This is a genomic window from Streptomyces sp. NPDC086023 (assembly GCF_044540325.1).
GTDB lineage: Bacteria > Actinomycetota > Actinomycetes > Streptomycetales > Streptomycetaceae > Streptomyces.
The window spans coordinates 179,871-197,923 of the sequence record NZ_JBITRX010000013.1; the positions used below are offsets into that span (position 1 = coordinate 179,871).

At 74.8% G+C, this 18,053-nt stretch carries 14 protein-coding genes; 5 read left to right on the plus strand and 9 right to left on the minus strand.

What is annotated here, in order from left to right; translation table 11 throughout:
- Positions 1–74: 74 nt before the first annotated feature.
- The 7 genes from ACIF6F_RS25095 to ACIF6F_RS25125 all read right to left on the minus strand — a co-directional run bounded on the left by ACIF6F_RS25095 (position 75) and on the right by ACIF6F_RS25125 (position 8,115).
- The gene (locus ACIF6F_RS25095; RefSeq protein ID WP_399950582.1) at positions 75–1,061 is read right to left on the minus strand and encodes an N-acetylglucosamine kinase; all 987 of its coding nucleotides are present in this window, start codon (positions 1,059–1,061) and stop codon (positions 75–77) included.
- Entirely contained in the window at positions 1,052–2,317 is a 1,266-nt protein-coding gene (locus tag ACIF6F_RS25100) for a 6-phospho-beta-glucosidase (RefSeq protein ID WP_399950585.1), read from the minus strand. The genes ACIF6F_RS25095 and ACIF6F_RS25100 overlap by 10 nt, the downstream gene beginning before the upstream one ends.
- Before the next feature lie 7 nt (positions 2,318–2,324).
- Positions 2,325–3,227 (minus strand): carbohydrate ABC transporter permease, encoded by a 903-nt coding sequence (locus ACIF6F_RS25105; RefSeq protein ID WP_399950588.1) that lies wholly within the window; start codon positions 3,225–3,227, stop codon positions 2,325–2,327.
- A gap of 2 nt (positions 3,228–3,229) precedes the next feature.
- Positions 3,230–4,171 (minus strand): carbohydrate ABC transporter permease, encoded by a 942-nt coding sequence (locus ACIF6F_RS25110; protein ID WP_399950591.1) that lies wholly within the window; start codon positions 4,169–4,171, stop codon positions 3,230–3,232.
- Between the two features lie 4 nt (positions 4,172–4,175).
- Positions 4,176–5,510, minus strand: coding sequence for an ABC transporter substrate-binding protein (locus tag ACIF6F_RS25115; protein ID WP_399950595.1), 1,335 nt, complete (start codon positions 5,508–5,510; stop codon positions 4,176–4,178).
- A gap of 131 nt (positions 5,511–5,641) precedes the next feature.
- Positions 5,642–6,874 carry an ROK family protein gene (locus ACIF6F_RS25120; RefSeq protein ID WP_399950598.1) on the minus strand — a complete coding sequence of 411 codons (1,233 nt, stop codon included), beginning with the start codon at positions 6,872–6,874 and terminating at the stop codon, positions 5,642–5,644.
- 170 nt (positions 6,875–7,044) lie between these two features.
- Positions 7,045–8,115, minus strand: coding sequence for a mechanosensitive ion channel family protein (locus ACIF6F_RS25125; RefSeq protein WP_399950601.1), 1,071 nt, complete (start codon positions 8,113–8,115; stop codon positions 7,045–7,047).
- Between the two features lie 258 nt (positions 8,116–8,373).
- On the opposite strand from ACIF6F_RS25125, the gene ACIF6F_RS25130 reads away from it, so the two are divergent.
- Positions 8,374–8,904: an HNH endonuclease gene (locus tag ACIF6F_RS25130; RefSeq protein WP_399950604.1), complete on the plus strand. Its 531-nt coding sequence runs from the start codon at positions 8,374–8,376 to the stop codon at positions 8,902–8,904.
- 437 nt (positions 8,905–9,341) lie between these two features.
- Here the strand turns inward: ACIF6F_RS25130 and ACIF6F_RS25135 are convergent, their stop codons facing one another.
- Positions 9,342–12,311, minus strand: coding sequence for a beta-N-acetylglucosaminidase domain-containing protein (locus tag ACIF6F_RS25135; RefSeq protein ID WP_399950607.1), 2,970 nt, complete (start codon positions 12,309–12,311; stop codon positions 9,342–9,344).
- Positions 12,312–12,739: 428 nt separating this feature from the next.
- Between ACIF6F_RS25135 and ACIF6F_RS25140 the strand changes: the two genes are divergently transcribed.
- Both ACIF6F_RS25140 and ACIF6F_RS25145 read left to right on the plus strand, forming a co-directional pair.
- On the plus strand, positions 12,740–14,995 hold the full coding sequence (locus tag ACIF6F_RS25140; RefSeq protein WP_399950610.1) for a 4-alpha-glucanotransferase: 2,256 nt from the start codon (positions 12,740–12,742) through the stop codon (positions 14,993–14,995).
- Between the two features lie 56 nt (positions 14,996–15,051).
- Positions 15,052–15,291 (plus strand): hypothetical protein, encoded by a 240-nt coding sequence (locus tag ACIF6F_RS25145; protein ID WP_399950613.1) that lies wholly within the window; start codon positions 15,052–15,054, stop codon positions 15,289–15,291.
- A gap of 153 nt (positions 15,292–15,444) precedes the next feature.
- Here ACIF6F_RS25145 and ACIF6F_RS25150 read toward each other — a convergent pair whose 3' ends face one another.
- Positions 15,445–15,966 carry a MarR family winged helix-turn-helix transcriptional regulator gene (locus ACIF6F_RS25150; RefSeq protein WP_399950616.1) on the minus strand — a complete coding sequence of 174 codons (522 nt, stop codon included), beginning with the start codon at positions 15,964–15,966 and terminating at the stop codon, positions 15,445–15,447.
- A 140-nt stretch (positions 15,967–16,106) separates the two neighbouring features.
- On the opposite strand from ACIF6F_RS25150, the gene ACIF6F_RS25155 reads away from it, so the two are divergent.
- Both ACIF6F_RS25155 and ACIF6F_RS25160 read left to right on the plus strand, forming a co-directional pair.
- The gene (locus tag ACIF6F_RS25155; RefSeq protein WP_399950619.1) at positions 16,107–17,072 is read left to right on the plus strand and encodes an EamA family transporter; all 966 of its coding nucleotides are present in this window, start codon (positions 16,107–16,109) and stop codon (positions 17,070–17,072) included.
- Positions 17,073–17,126: 54 nt separating this feature from the next.
- Positions 17,127–18,053 (plus strand): DMT family transporter, encoded by a 927-nt coding sequence (locus tag ACIF6F_RS25160; protein ID WP_399950810.1) that lies wholly within the window; start codon positions 17,127–17,129, stop codon positions 18,051–18,053.

Here is an 18,053-nt window from a genome sequence, read left to right on the forward strand (position 1 = left end):
CGCTCCGCTCCCCTCCGGCAGACGGCCCCGCGCCCCGCCCCGGTTCCAGTCCTCCCCAGCGGCGGGCCGCCGAATCACCCGAACCGGAGCCGGAGTTCCCCGTACGCCGGCTCGCGCGCCCCCACCGCGTCGAGCCCCAGCAGCCCCGCCCCCAGCACCGGGGCGGCGGTGACCACCGTCACCCGGGCCAGGGGCGCGCGGTCGGCCAGCCGGTCCGCCAGCCGGTCGTGCAGCCGGGGGTGCCCGGCCGCCAGCACGCTCCCGCCGAGCACCACCGGCACCTCCTCGGCCAGCAGCCCGAGGCGCTCCAGAGCGACCGACGCCATCGCGACGACCTCGTCGGCCTGCCGGTCGACCAGGGCCTGCGCCACGGCGTCGCCCCGGTCCGCCACCGCGAACAGCACCGGGGTCATCTCGTGCCGCCGCACGCGCGGGATCCGCCCCAGGTGCAGGGCCTCGACCAGCTCGTACACCGAGCCCAGCCCGAAGTGCGCGGGCAGCGCCGCGGCCAGCTCGGTGGGCGCGCCCCGGCCGTCCTCGGCCCGGGCAGCGAACCACATGGCCTCGTCGGCCAGTCCGCCCCCGCCGCCCCAGTCGCCGGAGATCTGGCCCACCGCGGGGAAGCGGGCCGTCCGCCCGTCCGGGGTCATCCCCACGCAGTTGATGCCGGCCCCGCACACCACCGCCACTCCGCGAGGCTCGGCGCCCGCCGGCAGCCCGGCGCGCAGCAGCGCGAAGGTGTCGTTGTACACGGCGGTGCTGCGGCCCCAGCCGCGCCGCTCGATCTCCCGGGCCAGTTCCCGCTCCTCCTGCGGAAAGTCGGCGTTGGCCAGACAGGCCGACACGTGGCCGGCGAGCGGGCCGCCGCCGTCCGCCGCCGCCCCGCAGGAGGCCAGCGCCTCGGCGATCACGTCCACCGCCGCGGCCACCCCGGTCACCGCGGGCTGGAAGCCGCCGGCCCGGCCCCGGGCGGGCACGGACCCGTCCGGGGCGATCAGCGCGACGTCGGTCTTGCTGTTGCCGGCGTCCACCGCCAGGACGGCGTACGGGGTCAGAGCCACGGGAGGTGCTCCTCGTTGTGGGCGAGCAGCCGGTCGGTGAGGCCCTCGGCCCGGTCGTACTGGCCCACCAGCGGGTGGGCCAGCAGGGCCCGGAAGACCCGGTCCCGGCCGCCGCGCAGGGCGGCGTCCAGGGCCAGTTCCTCGTACGCCGTGACCTGCGCGATCAGGCCCGCGTACAGGGGGTCGAGGCGCGGCACGGGCAGCGGGACGGCGCCGGAGGCGTCCACCCGGGCCGGCACCTCGATCACCGCGTCGTCGGGGAGGAAGGGCAGGGTGCCGCGGTTGAGGGTGTTGACCACCTGAACCGGGCTGCCGCCGTCGCCCAGCAGGGCCGCCGCCAGGTCCACGGCGGCCTCGGAGTAGAAGGCGCCGCCCCGCTTCGCGAGCAGCTCCGGCTTCTCGTCCAGGGCCGGATCGGCGTACAGCGCCAGCAGTTCGCGCTCCATCGCGGCCACCTCGGCGGCCCGCGAGGGCTTCTCGCGCATCTCCCGCACCACCTCGTCGTGCGCGTAGAAGTAGCGCAGGTAGTACGAGGGGACGACGCCGAGCCGCGCCAGCACCTCCGGCGGCAGTCTCAGGTCGGCGGCCACCGCGGCGCCGTGCCGGGCCAGCAGCTCGGGCAGCAGGTCGGGCCCGTCCGGGCCGCCCTTGCGCACGCCGAGTTCCCAGGTCAGGTGGTTGAGCCCGACGTGGTCCAGGTGGAGTTCGGCGGGCGCGAGTCCCAGCAGGGCGGCGAACTTCCGCTGGAGCCCGATGGCCACGTTGCACAGGCCGACGGCCTTGTGGCCGGCGGTGAGCAGGGCCCGGGTGACGATGCCGACGGGGTTGGTGAAGTCGATGATCCAGGCGTCGGGGTTGGTACGGCGCACCCGCTCGGCGATGTCGAGCACCACCGGCACCGTGCGGAGCGCCTTGGCGAGCCCGCCCGCGCCGGTGGTCTCCTGGCCGACGCAGCCGCACTCCAGCGGCCAGGTCTCGTCCTTCTCGCGGGCCGCCTGGCCGCCCACGCGCAGCTGGAGCAGGACGGCGTCGGCGTCCGCGACCCCGGCGTCGAGGTCGGCCGTGGTGGTGATGCGTCCGGGGTGGCCCTGGCGGGCGAAGATCCGCCGGGCCAGGCCGCCGACGAGCTCCAGCCGCTCGGCGGCCGGGTCCACCAGGACGAGTTCGCCGATGGGCAGGGTCTCGCGGAGCCGCGCGAACCCGTCGATCAGCTCGGGGGTGTAGGTGGACCCGCCACCCACGACGGTCAGCTTCATGGTGCTGTCAGCCCTTCACTCCGGTCAGGGTGACGCCCTCGACGAACGCCTTCTGGGCGAAGAAGAAGAGGACGATCACGGGGGCCATGACCAGCGCCGTCGCGGCCATGGTGAGGTTCCAGTCGGTGTGGTGCGCGCCCTTGAAGGACTCCAGCCCGTAGCTGAGGGTCCAGGCGGCGGGGTTCTCCGAGGCGTAGATCTGCGGGCCGAAGTAGTCGTTCCAGCAGGCGAAGAACTGGAAGAGGGCCACCGCGGCGAGGCCGGGCTTCGCCATCGGCAGGACCACCCGCAGCAGGGTGCGCAGTTCGCCGCAGCCGTCGACCTTCGCGGAGTCGAGGTACTCGCGGGGGATGGTCAGCAGGAACTGGCGCAGCAGGAAGACCGAGAAGGCGTCGCCGAAGGCGAGGGGCAGGACGAGCGGCCACAGGGTGCCGGACAGGCCCAGCTGCTTGGCCCAGAACAGGTACATGGGGATGACCACGACCTGCGGTGGCAGCATCATCATCGAGACCACGAGCAGCAGCGACAGGTTCCGGCCCCGGAAGCGGAACCGGGCGAGCGCGTACGCCACCGGAACCGAGGAGACCAGGGTCAGCAGGGTGCCGAGGCCCGCGTACAGCAGGGTGTTCCGCCACCAGGTGAGGAAACCCGGGGTGCGCCAGACCTCCGCGTAGTTCCCCCACTCCCAGGTGCGCGGCCAGAGGTCCCGGGTGAGGGCCTGCTGGTCGCTCATCAGGGAGGTGAGGAAGAGGAAGACGAAGGGGAGTACGAAGAACAGGGCGGCCGCGACGGCCAGGGCGTGGACGCCGATCCAGTGCAGCACGGCCGTGCGGCGGGCGGCGGCCCGGGCGGCGGGGCGGGCGCCGGTGCTCCGGCCGGCGGCGGGGGGAGCGGTCAGGGAGGTCGTCATCGTCAGTCACCCGTTCCCACGAGCCCGCCGCGGCGCCGCATCAGCAGCGCCGTGAACGCCATGGCCAGCGCGAAGAGCACGAGCGCGACCACGCAGGCCGAGCCGTAGTCGAAGCGCTGGAAGCCGAGGTTGTAGACCAGCTGGGGCAGCGTCAGCGTGGACTTGTCGGGGTAGCCGGGCTCGAACTGCTGGCCCGAGCCGCCGATCACCCCCGCCGCCACCTTCCCCGCCACCAGCGGCTGCGTGTAGCACTGCATGGCCTGGATCACCCCGGTGACCACCGCGAACAGCACGATGGGCGAGATGTTGGGCAGGGTGATGTGGCGGAACCGCTGCCAGGCGCCGGCGCCGTCCAGCTGGGCCGCCTCGTACTGCTCCTTGGGCACGTCGAGCAGCGCCGCCATGAAGATCACCATCAGGTCGCCGATGCCCCACAGGGCGAGCAGCGTCAGCGCCGGTTTGGACCAGGACGGGTCGGTGAACCAGCCCGGCGCCGGCAGGCCCAGCCCCTCCAGGACCGTGTTGGCGGGCCCGGTACCGGGGTTGAGCAGGAAGACGAAGCCGAGGGTGGCCGCGACGGGCGGGGCCAGGTAGGGCAGGTAGAAGAGCGTCCTGAAGACCCCGGCCCCGGTCTTGATCCGGGTCACCAGCAGGCCGATGCCGAGCCCGAACACGACCCGGCAGGTGACCATCACCAGCACCAGCCAGAGCGTGTTGCGGACCGCCGGCCAGAAGAGCGGGTAGTCGGTGAGGACGTACGACCAGTTGGCGGCGCCGTCGAAGGCCGGGGGCCGGATCCCGTCGTAGTCCATGAGGGAGAAGTAGACGGTCGACAGGAGCGGATACGCGAAGAACACGCTGAAGCCGACCAGCCAGGGCGACATGAAGGCCGCGGCGGTGAGCGCGGCCCGCCGCTGCTTCGCCCGCAGGGTGTGCGTGGCCATGGGGCTACTTCGCCTTCGCGATGTCGGTGTCGACCTGCGCGGCCGTCTTCGCCAGGCCCGCGGCCAGGTCGGGCACGGCGCCCTTCTCCACCTGGTACGCGAAGTCCGTGAAGGTCAGCTGGTAGGTGCCGCCGTCGGCCTGGGCGGGGGTGGTGTTGGACTTCGGGTGCCGCGCGATGTCGAGGAAGGTGCCGAAGCCGGGCTCGGTGACGAGCTTCGGCGACTCCAGCGCGGCCTTGGTCGAGGGCACGTTGTGGATGGCGTTGGCGAAGGCGACCACCGCCTCGGTGTCCGTGGTCAGGTACCGCACCAGTTCCCAGGCGGCGTTCTGCTTGGCGCTGGTGGCCGCGATGCCGACGATGGTGCCCGAGAGGTAGCCCTTGCCGTAGTCGCCGGGGCGGTCGTCGGGGACGGGCAGCGGCGCGGTGCCGATCTCGAACTTCACCCCGGCCTCCCGGGCCATGGCCAGCCGCCACTCGCCGTCGATCTGCATGGCGACCTTGCCCTGGTGGAAGGGGTGCTCGGCGCCCCATTCGTCGCCGAAGGTGCTGCGGAACCGCTCCAGCTTCGCGTACCCGCCGAGCGCCTCGACCAGGCCCTTCTGGTAGGTCAGCATCTGCGCGAAGGCCGGGTCCTTCGCGAGGTTCGACTTGCCGTCGGCGTCGAAGTACGCGGGGCTCCACTGGGCCGCCAGCCGCATCGGGGTCGTCTCGTAGCCGTGGAAGGTGGGCATGACGCCGACCCGCTCGTAGCCGTCGCCCTTCGCCTTGGTGAGCTTCTTCGCCACCTCGGTGAACTCGCTCCAGGTCTTCGGCGGTCCGCTGATGCCGGCCGCCTCGAAGGCGTCCTTGTCGTAGTAGAGCCCGTACGCGTCGTTCAGCAGCGGCAGGGCGCACTGGTTGCCGCGGAACCGGGTGTAGTCCAGCAGCGGCTGGGGGAAGACGGCCTGCTTGTCGACCTTCGACTTGGCGAGGAAGGGGTCGAGGTTCACGAAGGCGCCCGAGGTGCAGAACTTGCCCACGCTGTCGGTGGTGAACGAGGACACCACGTCGGGTGCCGCGTCGCCGCCCGCCCGCAGCGCCTGGTTGACCTTGTCGTCGGTCATGTTGCCGGTGACCTTGACGTGGATGTCGGGGTGGGCGTCCTCGAACCGGGCGATGTTCTCCTGGATGGCCTTCACCTCGCCCGGGGCGCTCCAGCCGTGCCAGAAGGTGAGGGTGACCTCCTTCCCCGGGTCGTCCTGGGCCTGGCCGCCGGACTGTCCGGTGCACGCGGTGGCGAGCGCGGATATCGCGGCGGCGACGGCGACAGCCGCGGTCAGACTGCGGGTCCTGGGCATGGCTGTGTCTCCCTGAGGGGTGGGGCGGGCAGGGGCGGGGCGGGTGGCGCAGGGTGCGGGTGCGTGCGGGTGTACGTGTGCGGGGTGGGGGCGTGGGGGGCGTACGTACGCGGGCAGGGGCGGGCGGAGGGTCAGCGCGAGGTGTCGAAGACCTCGTCACGGGTTGCGGAGAGGGCGCTCTCCAGCGCGCCGCGCAGCACGGGCTGGTCCTGGACCTCGCCGGTCACCAGCCGGGGCCGGGCCGCGGCGAGTTCGGCGAGTTCGGCCCCGACGAGGTCGCGCAGCGCCTCGCCGCCGGCGGTGACGGCCGCGCCGGACAGCACGACGACCTCCGGGTCCAGTACGGCGACCACCGCGGCCAGACCGGTGGCGAGCGCCGTCGCGTACCGCTCCAGCAGCTGCCGGTACGGGCCCCCGGTCTCCTGGGCGGCCCGGCCGAGCAGGGCCAGCGCGGGCCCGAGGTGCGGATCGCGGCCGGGCGAGGGCTCCTCGTGCGGAGGGAGGTCGGTGATGCCGAGCTCCCGGGCGAGCGCGGGCAGCGCCTGTACGCCGGCCAGCTCCTGGTAGCCGCCGGAGCCGACCCGCGCCACCTGCCTGACCAGCGGGGCGCCGGGCACCGGCAGGAAGCCGACCTCGCCGGCGCCGCCGGTCCAGCCGCGGTGCAGCCGGCCGCCGATCACCAGGGCGGCGCCGATGCCCTCCTGGTTCCACAGCAGCACGAAGTCCTCGTGGCCCCGGGCGGCGCCGAGCCGCTGCTCGGCGACGGCGGCGAGGTTCACGTCGTTCTCGTACTCGACCGGCATCGGCAGCACCGCGGCCAGCTCGTCCAGCAGGGTGGGGGAGTGCCAGCCGGGCAGGTGGCTGGCGTACCGCAGGCGCCCGGTGTGCGGGTCGAAGGCGCCGGGCGTGCCGATCACCACGCGGTGGAGTGCCGAGCGGGTCAGCCCCGCGGCCGCGACCGCGCCGTCGAGTGCGGTGACGACCCGTTCGACGGCGCCCGGCGCACCCGGGCCCCGGCGGGCGGGGGAGGGCAGCTCGAAGGTGCCCACCGTCTCGCCGGCCAGGTCCGCGACGGCGGCGACGATCCGCTCGGGGGTCACGTCCAGGGCCCCGACGTGCGCGGCGCCCGCGTTGAGCGCGTACAGCTGGGCGCTGGGTCCCGGCCGCCCGCCGTCGGTGCCGGTGGCGACGACCAGCCCGGCGGCCTCCAGCCGGGCCAGCAGCTGGGAGGCGGTGGGCTTGGACAGGCCGGTCAGACGGCCGATGCGGGTGCGGGAGAGCGGACCGTGTTCCAGCAGCAGGTCCAGGGCGGCCCGGTCGTTCATGGCCCGCAGCACGCGGGGGGTTCCTGGGGTACCTGCCATGGGTGCGCTCTCTCCCGAAACTGTTAGGAAACTTTCCTATCGGCTGCGGAGCAACGTAGTGCGCAGCTCAGGGGGTCGTCAACGGTCCGCGCGCAGGCCGCGGAAAACGCTTCGCCCCCGTCGGCGGGACCGACGGGGGCGAGGGCGTACGGCGGGGAGCGGGTCCCGGGCTACTTGGTCATCCGGGGGCCCTGCGGCTGCGGTATCGGCGCGGTGGCCAGGGACTGCGGCGAAGCGGGGTTCGCCAGCGCCGACGGCGGCGCGACCGTGGCGGCCGGGTCGGGGGCCGGCGCCGCGTCCTCCTCGGCCGGCCCCACCCCGCCGACGATCCGGATGCCCGCGTCGTCGAAGGCCTGCTTGATCCGCCAGCGCAGCTCGCGCTCCACGGAGAACTGCTGGCCGGGCATGGTCTTGGCGGAGACCTTGACGGTCATCGAGGCGAGCAGCACCTCGTCCAGGCCCAGGACCTCGATCGGGCCCCACAGCCGCTCGTCCCAGGGGGACTCCTTGGACATCGCGTCCGCCACCTCGGTGATCACCCGGCGCACCTGCGCCAGGTCCTCGGTCGGCTTGACCTGCACGTCCACCCCGGCGGTGGCCCAGCCCTGGCTCAGGTTCCCGATCCGCTTGACCTCGCCGTTGCGCACGTACCAGATCTCACCGTTGTCGCCGCGCAGCTTCGTCACGCGCAGGCCGACCTCGATCACCTCGCCCGAGGCGACGCCGGCGTCGATCTTGTCGCCGACGCCGTACTGGTCCTCCAGGATCATGAAGACGCCGGACAGGAAGTCCGTGACCAGGTTCCGCGCGCCGAAACCGATGGCCACACCGGCCACACCGGCACTCGCGAGCAGCGGGCCGAGGTTGATCTCCAGCGCGCCGAGCACCATCAGCCCGGCCGTGCCGAGGATCAGGAACGACGCCACCGAGCGCAGCACCGAGCCGATCGCCTCGGAGCGCTGGCGCCGCCGCTCGGCGTTGACCAGCAGTCCGCCGAGCGCCGTGCCCTCCACGGCCTCGGCGCTGCGGTTCATCCGGTTTATGAACTTGGTGATCGCCTTGCGGATCACCGACCGGAGCACTCCCGCGATCACCAGGATCAGCAGGATCTTCAGTCCCGTGTTGAGCCAGTCGGCCCAGTTCTCCTCCACGAAGCCCGCGGCGTTCGTCGCGGTCTCGTGGGCCTCTTGCAGCGTGGTCGGCGCATCGGGGGCCGTCAGGGCCAGCACGGGCCAGGACACGACAGGAACCTCCAGGTGTAGCGGTCCGCCCGCGGGGTGTGGCGGGACAGGCTCTCCACACTAACGGCGCACTCCGCCTTACCCGGTCGCCTTGTTCGAGGGAGAGACCAGTCTCACCGGGGGATGACACCGGTGTGGTCGAAAACACCTCGGACCCGTTACAGCCTCGTGGTGGCGCTTCGACCAGCAGTGAGGAGAGACTGAAAGCAGATCGTCCCGGCGCGAGCCACGCGCCGCCGGCGTACAAGGAGGCAGTCCGTGCCGCACGTCCTGGTCCTCAACGCGTCGTACGAGCCCCTCGGCGTCGTACCGCTCCGCCGCGCGCTCGTCCTCGTCCTGGAGAACAAGGCCATCTCCCTCGAGGAATCCGGCGCCTTCATGCACAGCGCGACCAGAGTCGTCCCCGCGCCCAGCGTGGTACGCCTGAAGCGGTTCGTGCGGGTCCCCTACCGGGGGCCCGTTCCTCTCACCCGTCGCGCCCTGTTCGCCCGGGACGGCGGCCGCTGCATGTACTGCGGCGGCGTCGCCACCAGCGTCGACCACGTGATCCCCCGCAGCCGCGGCGGCCAGCACGTGTGGGACAACGTCGTGGCGGCCTGCCGCCGCTGCAACCACGTCAAGGCCGACCGGCACCTGGTCGACCTGGGCTGGCGGCTGCGCCACCAGCCGGCTCCGCCGTCGGGTCTGGCCTGGCGGATCATCGGCACGGGTCACCGGGACCCGCGATGGATGCCGTACCTCCAGCCGTACGGGGCCGAGGACGCCCTGGCCCGCACGGCGGCGTCCTGACCCTTCCCGTACCGGGTGTTGCCCGGCACGGGCCCCGTGCCGGTCCCGTGCCGGGGGCGGTTGCGCGCCGGGGGTGGTGCCGGTCCCGTGCCGGGTGCGCTTGCCGGGGGCGTGGTGCCGGTCCCGTGCCGGGGGCGGTTGCGCGCCACCGGCAATTCCAGCCCCTCCGGCGTTTGAGGACCTGGGGGCACCCCCAGCGGTAGCTGGGGGAGGGTACGGGGGCGGAGCCCCCGCAACGGGTCCGGGCGGAGCCCGGGAAACGGAGAAAGGGCGGGTTGGGGGCACCTCCCAGCGGTAGCCGGGGGAGGGATCAGCCCCGCAGGGCAACGGCCCGCACCCGGCGACGGCCCGCACCCGGGACGGGACCGGCACCCGGGACGGGACCGGCGCCCGGCACGGGGCCCGCGCCCGGCACGGGACCCGGGCCCGGGAGCGGGCTACGGCGTGACCGCGTACGCCTCCGCGCCCCACAGCGAGCAGCCGAACCGCGTGGCCCGCTCATCGCACAGCACCCGCACGAACCGCGCCCCCGCCTCGTCCATCCGCACCGACTCGCGCCCACCCGCGGACGCGACCACGGCCGCGGTCCGCCACGTCACGCCGTCCCCGGAGACCTGCACCCGGTAGGAGGAGGGGTACGCGTCCTGCCAGTGCAGCACCAGTTGCCCCAGCCGCACCGGCCCGGCCAGCTCGCCCTGCCACCACGCGCCGTCCTCCGGCAGGGAGGACCAGCGGGTGGCCGGGTCCGCGTCCGTCACCGCCGACGCGGGGAAGTCAGGGGTCTCGTCCCCCGAGGACGCGGCCGGACGCCCGGCCAGCAGGTCGGCGCCGCCCGTGCGCGGGAACGCCCGCACCGTCAGGGTGCGGGACTCGGTGCCGAAGGACACCGGCACCTCGTACACGCCCGGGGGCGTGCCCTCCGGAACCACCACCTCCACCGGCACCGTCAGCTTCCCGCCCCGCGGCACCGTCGTCCTGGCCGGCACCTTCACCTGGATCCCGTGCGGCGCCCGCGCGGTCATCGCGCCCTGCACCTCGCCGGGCTTCAGCGCCGCCAGCTCCGCGGTCACCCGCTGCGCCGAACCGCCGATCTCCGCGTCCGCGCGCCCGCTGCCCGCGAGCTCGAAGCGGGCCGAGGGGTCGTCCGCGAACCACGGCACCACCCTGTGCACCGCCGGCGCCTCGCCCGCCCACACCAGCCGTATGGCGTCGGCGCGCAGCCCCATGGCGTGCGCCTGCGTCCAGCCGCTCGGCGAGACGTCGCCCACCTTCCGCCAGCCCTCGCCCGGCACGTGCGCCTCCACGACCGCGCCCCGGTCGCCGGCCGGCGCGTCCGCGCGGGGCCCGGTCATCACGGTGACCGCCTCGACCGGCCGTACGCCGCCCAGCTGCACGGTGTACGAGCGGTCGTCCCGCGACACCGTGCCCACGGCCCGGCGGCTCGCGCCGGTCCACTCGTCGGCCGCCTCGGCCGCCTTGGCCAGGAACGGCCCCAGCACGCCCTTGCCGACCACCGCGGAGGAGTCCGCCGCCGCGACGGCCCTACGTGCCTCCGCCAGGGCCAGCTGCGCCTTCCAGGCCGCCGCGCCGTCGCCGTGCGCCTGGGCCCGCAGCAGGTCGACGGCCAGCTCGCCGGCCGCGCCGTACCGGGCCAGCTGCTCGATCCAGGGCCCCGCCTCGGTGCCGAGCGTGCCGTCCGCCGGACCGCGCAGCCGCTCGGGCGCCTCCCGCATCACGGTGAACGCCGCCCGCAGCCGGTCCGCGGCCCGGTCCTGGGCCGCCCGGTCCGCACCGCCGCGTGCCGCCCAGAACTCGGCGAGCAGCGGCCGCAGGTACGCGGACTCGTCCGCGCCCAGCACGGAGGACGCGGTGTTCCCGGCCAGCGCGCCGAGCGCCTCGCGCGCCCGCGCGTCGCCGCCCGCCAGCTCGTCCAGGGCCGCGGCCCAGGAGGCGCCGGCCTGGTAGCCGCGCGGGTTCCACGCGTAGTCGGCCGCGGTGAACAGCGGTACGCGGGACAGCGCGGCCTGCTGCATCGCGTTGCCCAGGACCGCCGCCGAGCCGTTGGCCACCGCGGGCTCCCGGCCCTGGGAGGGGCCGAGGAAGAGCCGCTCGGGCGCGTAGTCGTTGACGGGGTAGTTGTCCATGGTGACCAGCGCATGGCCGAAGACCGCGCGCGTCCCGGCCAGCTCCCGGCCCGTGATGGTGCGCGGCACCACGCCGATGCCGGTCCACGCGACCTCGACCCGCTCGTCCAGCGCCCGGGCCAGCGCGGTCCGGTACGCGGTGGCACCGTCCTGGTAGAACTCCGTCGGCAGCAGCGACAGGGCCTCGGCGCCCGGGTGCCGCCGGGCCAGCTCCGAGGCGACCGTGTTCGCCAGGTCCGCGTGCGCCCGCGCCGCCGCCTCGGGCCCCTTGCCGTACCGCTCCCGGTCCGCCCGGCACTGCCACTCGGTGTAGCTGACGTCGGGGAACTGGAGCTGGAAAGCGCGTACGCCCAGGGCCCACATGGCGTCGAGCTTGTGCAGCAGGGCCGCGCGGTCGTCCGCCGAGGACAGGCACAGGTTCTGGCCGGGGGCCACCGCCCAGGCGAGGGTCACGTGGTTGGTCCGCGCCCGGGCGGCCAGGGCGCGGAAGTCGGCGCGCTGCTCCTCCGGGTACTCCTCGCGCCAGCGCGCGCCGCGGTACGGGTCGTCGCCGGGGGCGTAGAGGTAGCGGTTCTGCTTGGTGCGGCCCAGGAAGTCGAGCTGGGCGAGGCGCTGTTCGCGGGTCCACGGCTCGCCGTAGAAGCCCTCGGTGATGCCGCGGACGGCGGCCGCGGGCCAGTCGCGCACCAGGACGCCCGGCACCCTGCCGCCCGCGGGGACGAGCTGGCGCAGCGTCTGGGCGGCGTGGAAGAGCCCGTCGGGGCCGGTGCCGACGAGGGCCACGGTGTCCCGGCCCGCGTACGCGCCGACGGCCAGGCGGTAGCCGCCCGCCGGCAGGTCGGCGGCCTCGGTGGCGCCGAGCGCGCGCAGCGCCTGTTCGGCGTCGGGGCCCTGGAGGCGGAAGACGGTGCCGCCGGCGGGCAGCGGGGCGTCCGGAGCCGCCTCGTGCAGGGTCCGTACCCCGGCCGCGCGCAGCGCCGTACGGACGACCTCGACGGCGTACGGGTCGGTCCCGGCCGGTGTGACGAGCACGGCCTCGGCGCCCAGTGGCACGCCGGGACCGGAGGCGAGCAGGGACTGGGGGCGGGGCCAGAGCGCGGGCAACGCGGACCCGCGCGCGGGCGGCTGAGCGTCCGTCGGCCCGGCGGCCGGCCCGGTCACGGGCGTCGGAGCGGGGGCCGCCAGCGCCCCGGGCGCCGCGAGCAGCCCGCCCACGACGGCGATCGCGACGGCGGTGGTGCGCTTCCTGCCCCGGATCGGCACCCGGGCCTCCTTCGTGTCGAGACGGCCCCCCCGCTCGTACGAATGAGCCCGAGCCCACCACCCGTGCGGCTGAAGTGTCAACGCCCTTGGCCGTTGTGACCGTTATGACCCGAGATCATTTCGCCGGAAGCCGCCTGGAGTGCAGGAATGCGCGGTGAAGGGCCGGGGTAGGCCCCCGATGTTCCGATTCGGCACGAAGGAGTGCGCACATGTCCGGAAGAACCCGTTCCAAACAGGCCCGAGCGGTTTCTGCCGCCCCTCTCCCGCACCTGCCGCGGCAGGCTTCACTGCCGCCCCTCACGAGCGAGCCGCCGCTCGCCGACGCCGCACCACTCACCAGCGAGCCGCCGCTCGCGGAAGCAGCGCCCCTGACGAGCGAGCCCACCGCCCCCGGTGCGGCCTCGGACCAGGGGCCGACAGGGGTCTAGATGGGCCTTGCCCGGCTCGCCGCAGTCCATGGAGTAGCCACCTCCTACGAGCCTTCCGAGGGCGTCAGCGTCCCGGTCGCGGACGCCACCGTCGTCGCGGTGCTCGCGGCCCTGGGGGTCGACGCGTCGACCCCGGCCGCGGTCTCCGCCGCCCTCCGGGCCGCCGGGGAGGAGGCCGCCGCCCGGCTGCTGCCGGCGACGCTGGTGTGGTGGCGGGCCGGGCCCCCGGCGCCGCCGGTCCCGCTCCCGGACGGGGTGCCGGGCGGCGGGCCGGACGCCCCGCAGCCCGCCGTGCCGGGGCTGCCGCACGCCCTCGCCGAACTGCCGCCCGGCACGCGGATCCGGGTCGAGCTGGAGGACGGCGGGAGCGCGGAGTGGGTCGCGGGCGCCCCGGGTGCGCACGCCTCCCGGGGCGCGAGTGCGCGGGGGAGCGCGCACACGGGCACGCGTCCGGGTGCGGACACGGGCGCGGACACGGGCGCGGGCACGGACACGGGCACGGACACGGACACGGAGACTGGTGCGGGCAACGGCGCCGTTCCGCCCGGTGACGGCCCGTCCGGCGGGCCCGGCGCCGTGCCGCTCGGCGTGCACCGGGTACGGGTGGTCACGCCCGACGGGCGGCAGGGCGGGGCCACGCTGGTCGTCGCGCCGGAGCGGGCGCCCGCGCCGCCGGAGCGGGCGCACGGGCTCCTCGTGCAGCTCTACTCCCTGCTCTCGCACCGCTCCTGGGGCATGGGGGACCTCGGCGACCTCGCGGAGCTCGCCGCCTGGGCCGGCCGTACCCACGGCGCCGGCTTCGTGCAGGTGAACCCGCTGCACTCGGCCGTGCCGGGCCGCCCGACCGACCCCTCGCCCTACCGCCCCTCCTCGCGCCGCTTCCCCGACCCCGTCCACCTGCGCGTGGAGGACGTCCCGGAGTACGAGCAGGCCGGCCCGGAACGGCGCGCCGTGCTGGCGGAACTGTCCGCCCGCGCCGCCGTTCTGCGCCAGGAGGTGCTCGACAAGGGCGGCCTGATCGACCGTGACGCCGTCTGGGCGGTCAAGGCCGAGGCCCTGCGGGTGCTGTACGCCGTCCCGCGCGCCCCCGTCCGCGAGGCCGAGCACCGGGAGTTCCTCGCCGCCCAGGGCCGGGCCCTGGAGGACCATGCGCGCTGGAACGCCCTGGCCGCCGCCCACGGGCCCGACCCGGCCGCCTGGCCGGACACCGCCCCGGAGGCCGAGGTGGCCTTCCACCGCTGGCTCGCCTGGCTGACGGACGGCCAGCTCGCCGCCGCCCAGCGGGCCGCCCGGGAGGCGGGGATGCCGCTGGGGCTGGTGCACGACCTCGCGGTGGGCGTCCACCCCGAGGGCTCCGACGTGTGGGCGCGGCCCGGGGCCTTCGCCGCCGGAATGTCCGTGGGCGCACCGCCGGACGCCTTCAACGCGCGGGGCCAGGACTGGGGCCTGCCCCCCTGGCGTCCGGACGCGCTGGCCGCCTCGGGGTACGCGCCGTACCGCGGGCTGCTGCGGGGGCTGTTGCGGCACGCGGGGGCGCTGCGCATCGACCACGTGATGGGCCTGTTCCGGCTCTGGTGGGTGCCGGGCGGGCGGCCGCCCACCGAAGGCACGTACGTGTCCTACGACGCCGAGGCGATGCTCGCCGTCCTGGTGCTGGAGGCGCACCGGGCGGGCGCGGTGGTGATCGGCGAGGACCTGGGGACCGTGGAGCCGTCGGTGCGGGAGGCGCTGGCGCGCCGGGGCGTGCTGGGCACGTCCGTGCTGTGGTTCGAGCGGGACTGGTCCGGTGACGGCCTGCCGCTGGCGCCCGAGCGCTGGCGGGCGGACTGCCTGGCCACGGCCACCACCCACGACCTGCCGCCCACGGCGGCCCGGCTGACGGGGGAGCACGTGGAACTCCGCCACCGGCTGGGCCTGCTGACGCGCCCGCTGGCCGAGGAACGGGCGGCCGACCGGGCGGAGACGGCCGAGTGGCTGGCCGTCCTGGACCGCCTCGGGCTCGGGGCGGACGACGAGGAGGCCGCCGTCCGGGCGGTGTACGGCTTCCTGCTGCGCACTCCGGCCCGGCTGGTCGGCGTCTGGCTGCCGGACGGGTTGGGGGACCGGCGTCCCCAGAACCTGCCGGGGACCTGGGACGAGTACCCGAACTGGCGGCTGCCGGTCGCCGACGCGTCCGGCCGGCCGCTCGCGCTGGAGGAAGTGGTGGCCTCGCCGCGGCTGAACGCCCTGATGAGAGCCCTGCGGGAGGGGGCGTGACCTCGTACGGCACCCCCGGGCGCGCGGGCCGATCGGGTGTTCGCTACTTTTGCACCGTGGACAAGAAGAACGCTCTGCGCGCCGGTGCCGTCGCGGCCGGCTCGACGCTGATGATGCTGCTCATGACGTCTCCCGCGCTCGCGCTGACCCGCGACGACGGTGACGACCCCGGCACGGGCCTGAGCGTGGGTGAGACCCTCGGTCTGTTCGTGTTCACTCCCATCGTGCTGTTCCTGGTCATCGCGGGCCTCGTGATGGTCGGTGACAAGTCCCGCAAGCAGGCCGAGCAGGGCTGAGCCACCCCCTGCTTTTCGAGCCGGGGCGCCCCGGTCCGTACCCGCACGTCCGTGTGCAGGTACGGGCCGGCGCGTCCCGTTCCCGTTTCCGGGCCCCTTCGGGCGCCCTCCGCGGCCGCCGAGGGCCCTGAAGGCCTTCGGCGCCCGCGCGGGCTACCGGGGCAGTCCGGCGAGCAGTCTGCGCAGCAGGCCGGTGAGGACCTCGGTCTCCGCGCGGTCGAGCCCGGCCAGGCAGGCGTGCTGCGTCTCCAGGCCGGCCACCACGGCGGCCTCGACGAGCTCGAAGCCCCGCTCCGTCAGCGTGACCTGGAGCGCGCGGCGGTCGGTGGGGTCGGGGCTGCGCGAGAGCAGTCCGGCCCGTTCCAGCTTGTCCAGGCGGCCGGTCATCCCGCCGGTGGTGAGCATCAGGGTGGCCGAGAGCTGCCGCGGCGAGAGGGTGTAGGGCTCGCCGGAGCGCCGTAGCGTCGCCAGCACGTCGAACTCCCCGCCTGAGATCCCGTGGCGGGCGTACGTCTTCTCCGCCGCGTCCGTGACGGCGCGGCTGATCCGGTGGATCCGGCCGAACACCCCCATGGGCGAGACGTCGAGCTCGGGGCGGACCGTGTGCCACTGGGCGGCGATGGCGTCGACGGCGTCCTGTGGTTCCGGCCGGTCCGGATGCGGGCTTTCGTCCATGCGTCGCAGTATCCCCGGCCGCCCGTCCGAGGGACGGGGCGGATCCGTCTCCGCATTTAGCTTGCTACTAAGTAACTGAATGCTAAGGTATTTCCAGCGACCTGCTCGATCACCTCCACAGGGGAAGCCGAGGTCCCGCCATGAACCGCGCCGCCGTCGTCGCGCTGACCGCTCTCGCCCCGGTCGCCTGGGGCAGCACCTACGCCGTCACCACCGAGTTCCTGCCGCCGGACCGGCCGCTCTTCACGGCCACCATGCGCGCCCTGCCCGCCGGCCTCGCCCTGCTGGCCTTCTCCCGCACCCTGCCCAGGGGCTCCTGGTGGTGGCGGTCCGCTGTCCTGGGTGCCCTCAACATCGGCGCCTTCTTCCCGCTCCTCTTCCTGGCCGCCTACCGACTGCCCGGCGGTATCGCAGCCGTCATCGGCTCCATCGGCCCGCTGTTCGTCGCCGGTCTCGCGGCGCTGCTGCTGGGCGAGCGGGCGACCACCAGGACCATGCTCGCCGCCGTCGCCGCCGCGCTGGGCGTGAGCATGGTCGTCCTCAGGGCCGGAGCCGCGCTCGACCTGGCCGGCGTGCTGGCCGGCGTCGCCTCCTCCGCCTCCATGGCCGCGGGCACCGTGATGACCAAGCGGTGGGGCCGCCCCGAGGGCGTCGGCCCCCTCGCGATGACCGGCTGGCAGCTCACCGCCGGCGGGCTGCTGATCCTGCCCTTGGCCGCCCTGCTGGAGGGGGCGCCGCCCGCGCTCGACGGCCGCGCCCTGGCCGGCTACGGCTACCTCGCCCTGGTCAACACCGCCGTCGGGTACTGGCTCTGGTTCCGCGGCATCGGGCGGCTCACCGCCACCTCCGTCACCCTGCTCGGCCCGCTCTCCCCGCTGACCGCCGCCGTGATCGGCTGGGCCGCCCTCGGCCAGGCCCTCTCGCCCGTGCAGCTGCTCGGCATGGCGGTCGCCTTCGGGGCCACCGTGGTGGGCCAGTTGCCGGCGAGGCGGCGGGCCGGGGTGGTCGCCTCCCCGGTGGTCGCCCGCCACGAACCGTTCAGTTCGACTGAACGGAACGATCGAAAGTTTTCGATGGACCTGAGCAATGGCGGAGTGCGACGGTAGCTCCACGAACCGACGCGACACCCAAGGGAGAAAGGAAGGCGACCCGTGGCCGTCATGGACCGCGCCCGCACCGCACCGCAGCAGGCAGCCGGAGCGAGGGAGGGCCGCCCGAAGAAGGGCGCGGCCGGCCTCGGACTCCTCCTGGCCCTGGTGGCGACGGTCGTCTGGTCCGGCAGCTTCGTCGCCTCCCGCGGACTGGCCGACAGCGTCCCGCCCGTACAGGCCGCCTTCTGGCGGTGGCTCGTCGCCATCGCCGCCGTGGCGCCCTTCACGGCGCGGGCGGCCTGGCGCCAGCGGGCTCTGATCCGCGCACACCTCGGCTTCGTCACCCTCGCCGCCCTGCTCGGCGTCACCGTCTACAACACCCTGGTCAACCAGGCCGGCGTGACCACCGCCGCCTCCACCATGGGCATGATCATGGCCGCCTCCCCGGTGGTCATGGCCCTCTTCAGCCGGCTCGGCGGCGAGCGCCTCGGTGCCCGCCGCACCGCGGGACTGCTCATCGCCGCGCTCGGCGTCCTGCTCCTGGTCGGCAAGGGCTCGTCCGGCATCGACCTCGCCGCCGGCGACCTCTGGATGTTCGGCGCCGCCCTGTCCTTCGCCTCCTACAGCGCCCTGGTCCGCCGCAAGCCCTCCGGGATCGGCGGCCCCGCCTTCCTGTTCAGCACCTTCGCGCTCGGCGCCCTGCTGCTGGCCCCCGCGTACGCCGTCTCGGTCGTCGTCCAGGGCCCCTTCGACGCCACCCCCGGCACCGTCGGACCGCTGCTGTACGTCGGCGTGTTCTCCTCCGCCCTCGCCTTCTTCGCCTGGAACAAGGCGATCGCGCTGATCGGAGCCGCCCGCGCCGGGGTCGTGTACTACCTCCAGCCGGTCTGCGTCGCAGTCCTGTCCTTCGCCCTCCTCGGCGAGGCCACCGGACCCCTCCAACTGCTGTGCATGGCGCTGATCCTGGGCGGCGTGACGCTGGGGGCGCGCAGGTAG

What these genes read in the sequence shown, in the direction of transcription:
- ACIF6F_RS25160 (WP_399950810.1), top strand. Translation starts at nt 17,127, where the DNA reads ATGGACCGCGCCCGCACCGCACCGCAGCAGGCAGCCGGAGCGAGGGAG.
- ACIF6F_RS25120 (WP_399950598.1), bottom strand. Translation starts at nt 6,874, where the DNA reads ATGGCAGGTACCCCAGGAACCCCCCGCGTGCTGCGGGCCATGAACGAC.
- ACIF6F_RS25110 (WP_399950591.1), bottom strand. Translation starts at nt 4,171, where the DNA reads ATGGCCACGCACACCCTGCGGGCGAAGCAGCGGCGGGCCGCGCTCACC.
- ACIF6F_RS25105 (WP_399950588.1), bottom strand. Translation starts at nt 3,227, where the DNA reads ATGACGACCTCCCTGACCGCTCCCCCCGCCGCCGGCCGGAGCACCGGC.
- ACIF6F_RS25140 (WP_399950610.1), top strand. Translation starts at nt 12,740, where the DNA reads ATGGGCCTTGCCCGGCTCGCCGCAGTCCATGGAGTAGCCACCTCCTAC.
- ACIF6F_RS25155 (WP_399950619.1), top strand. Translation starts at nt 16,107, where the DNA reads ATGAACCGCGCCGCCGTCGTCGCGCTGACCGCTCTCGCCCCGGTCGCC.
- ACIF6F_RS25115 (WP_399950595.1), bottom strand. Translation starts at nt 5,510, where the DNA reads ATGCCCAGGACCCGCAGTCTGACCGCGGCTGTCGCCGTCGCCGCCGCG.
- ACIF6F_RS25150 (WP_399950616.1), bottom strand. Translation starts at nt 15,966, where the DNA reads ATGGACGAAAGCCCGCATCCGGACCGGCCGGAACCACAGGACGCCGTC.
- ACIF6F_RS25100 (WP_399950585.1), bottom strand. Translation starts at nt 2,317, where the DNA reads ATGAAGCTGACCGTCGTGGGTGGCGGGTCCACCTACACCCCCGAGCTG.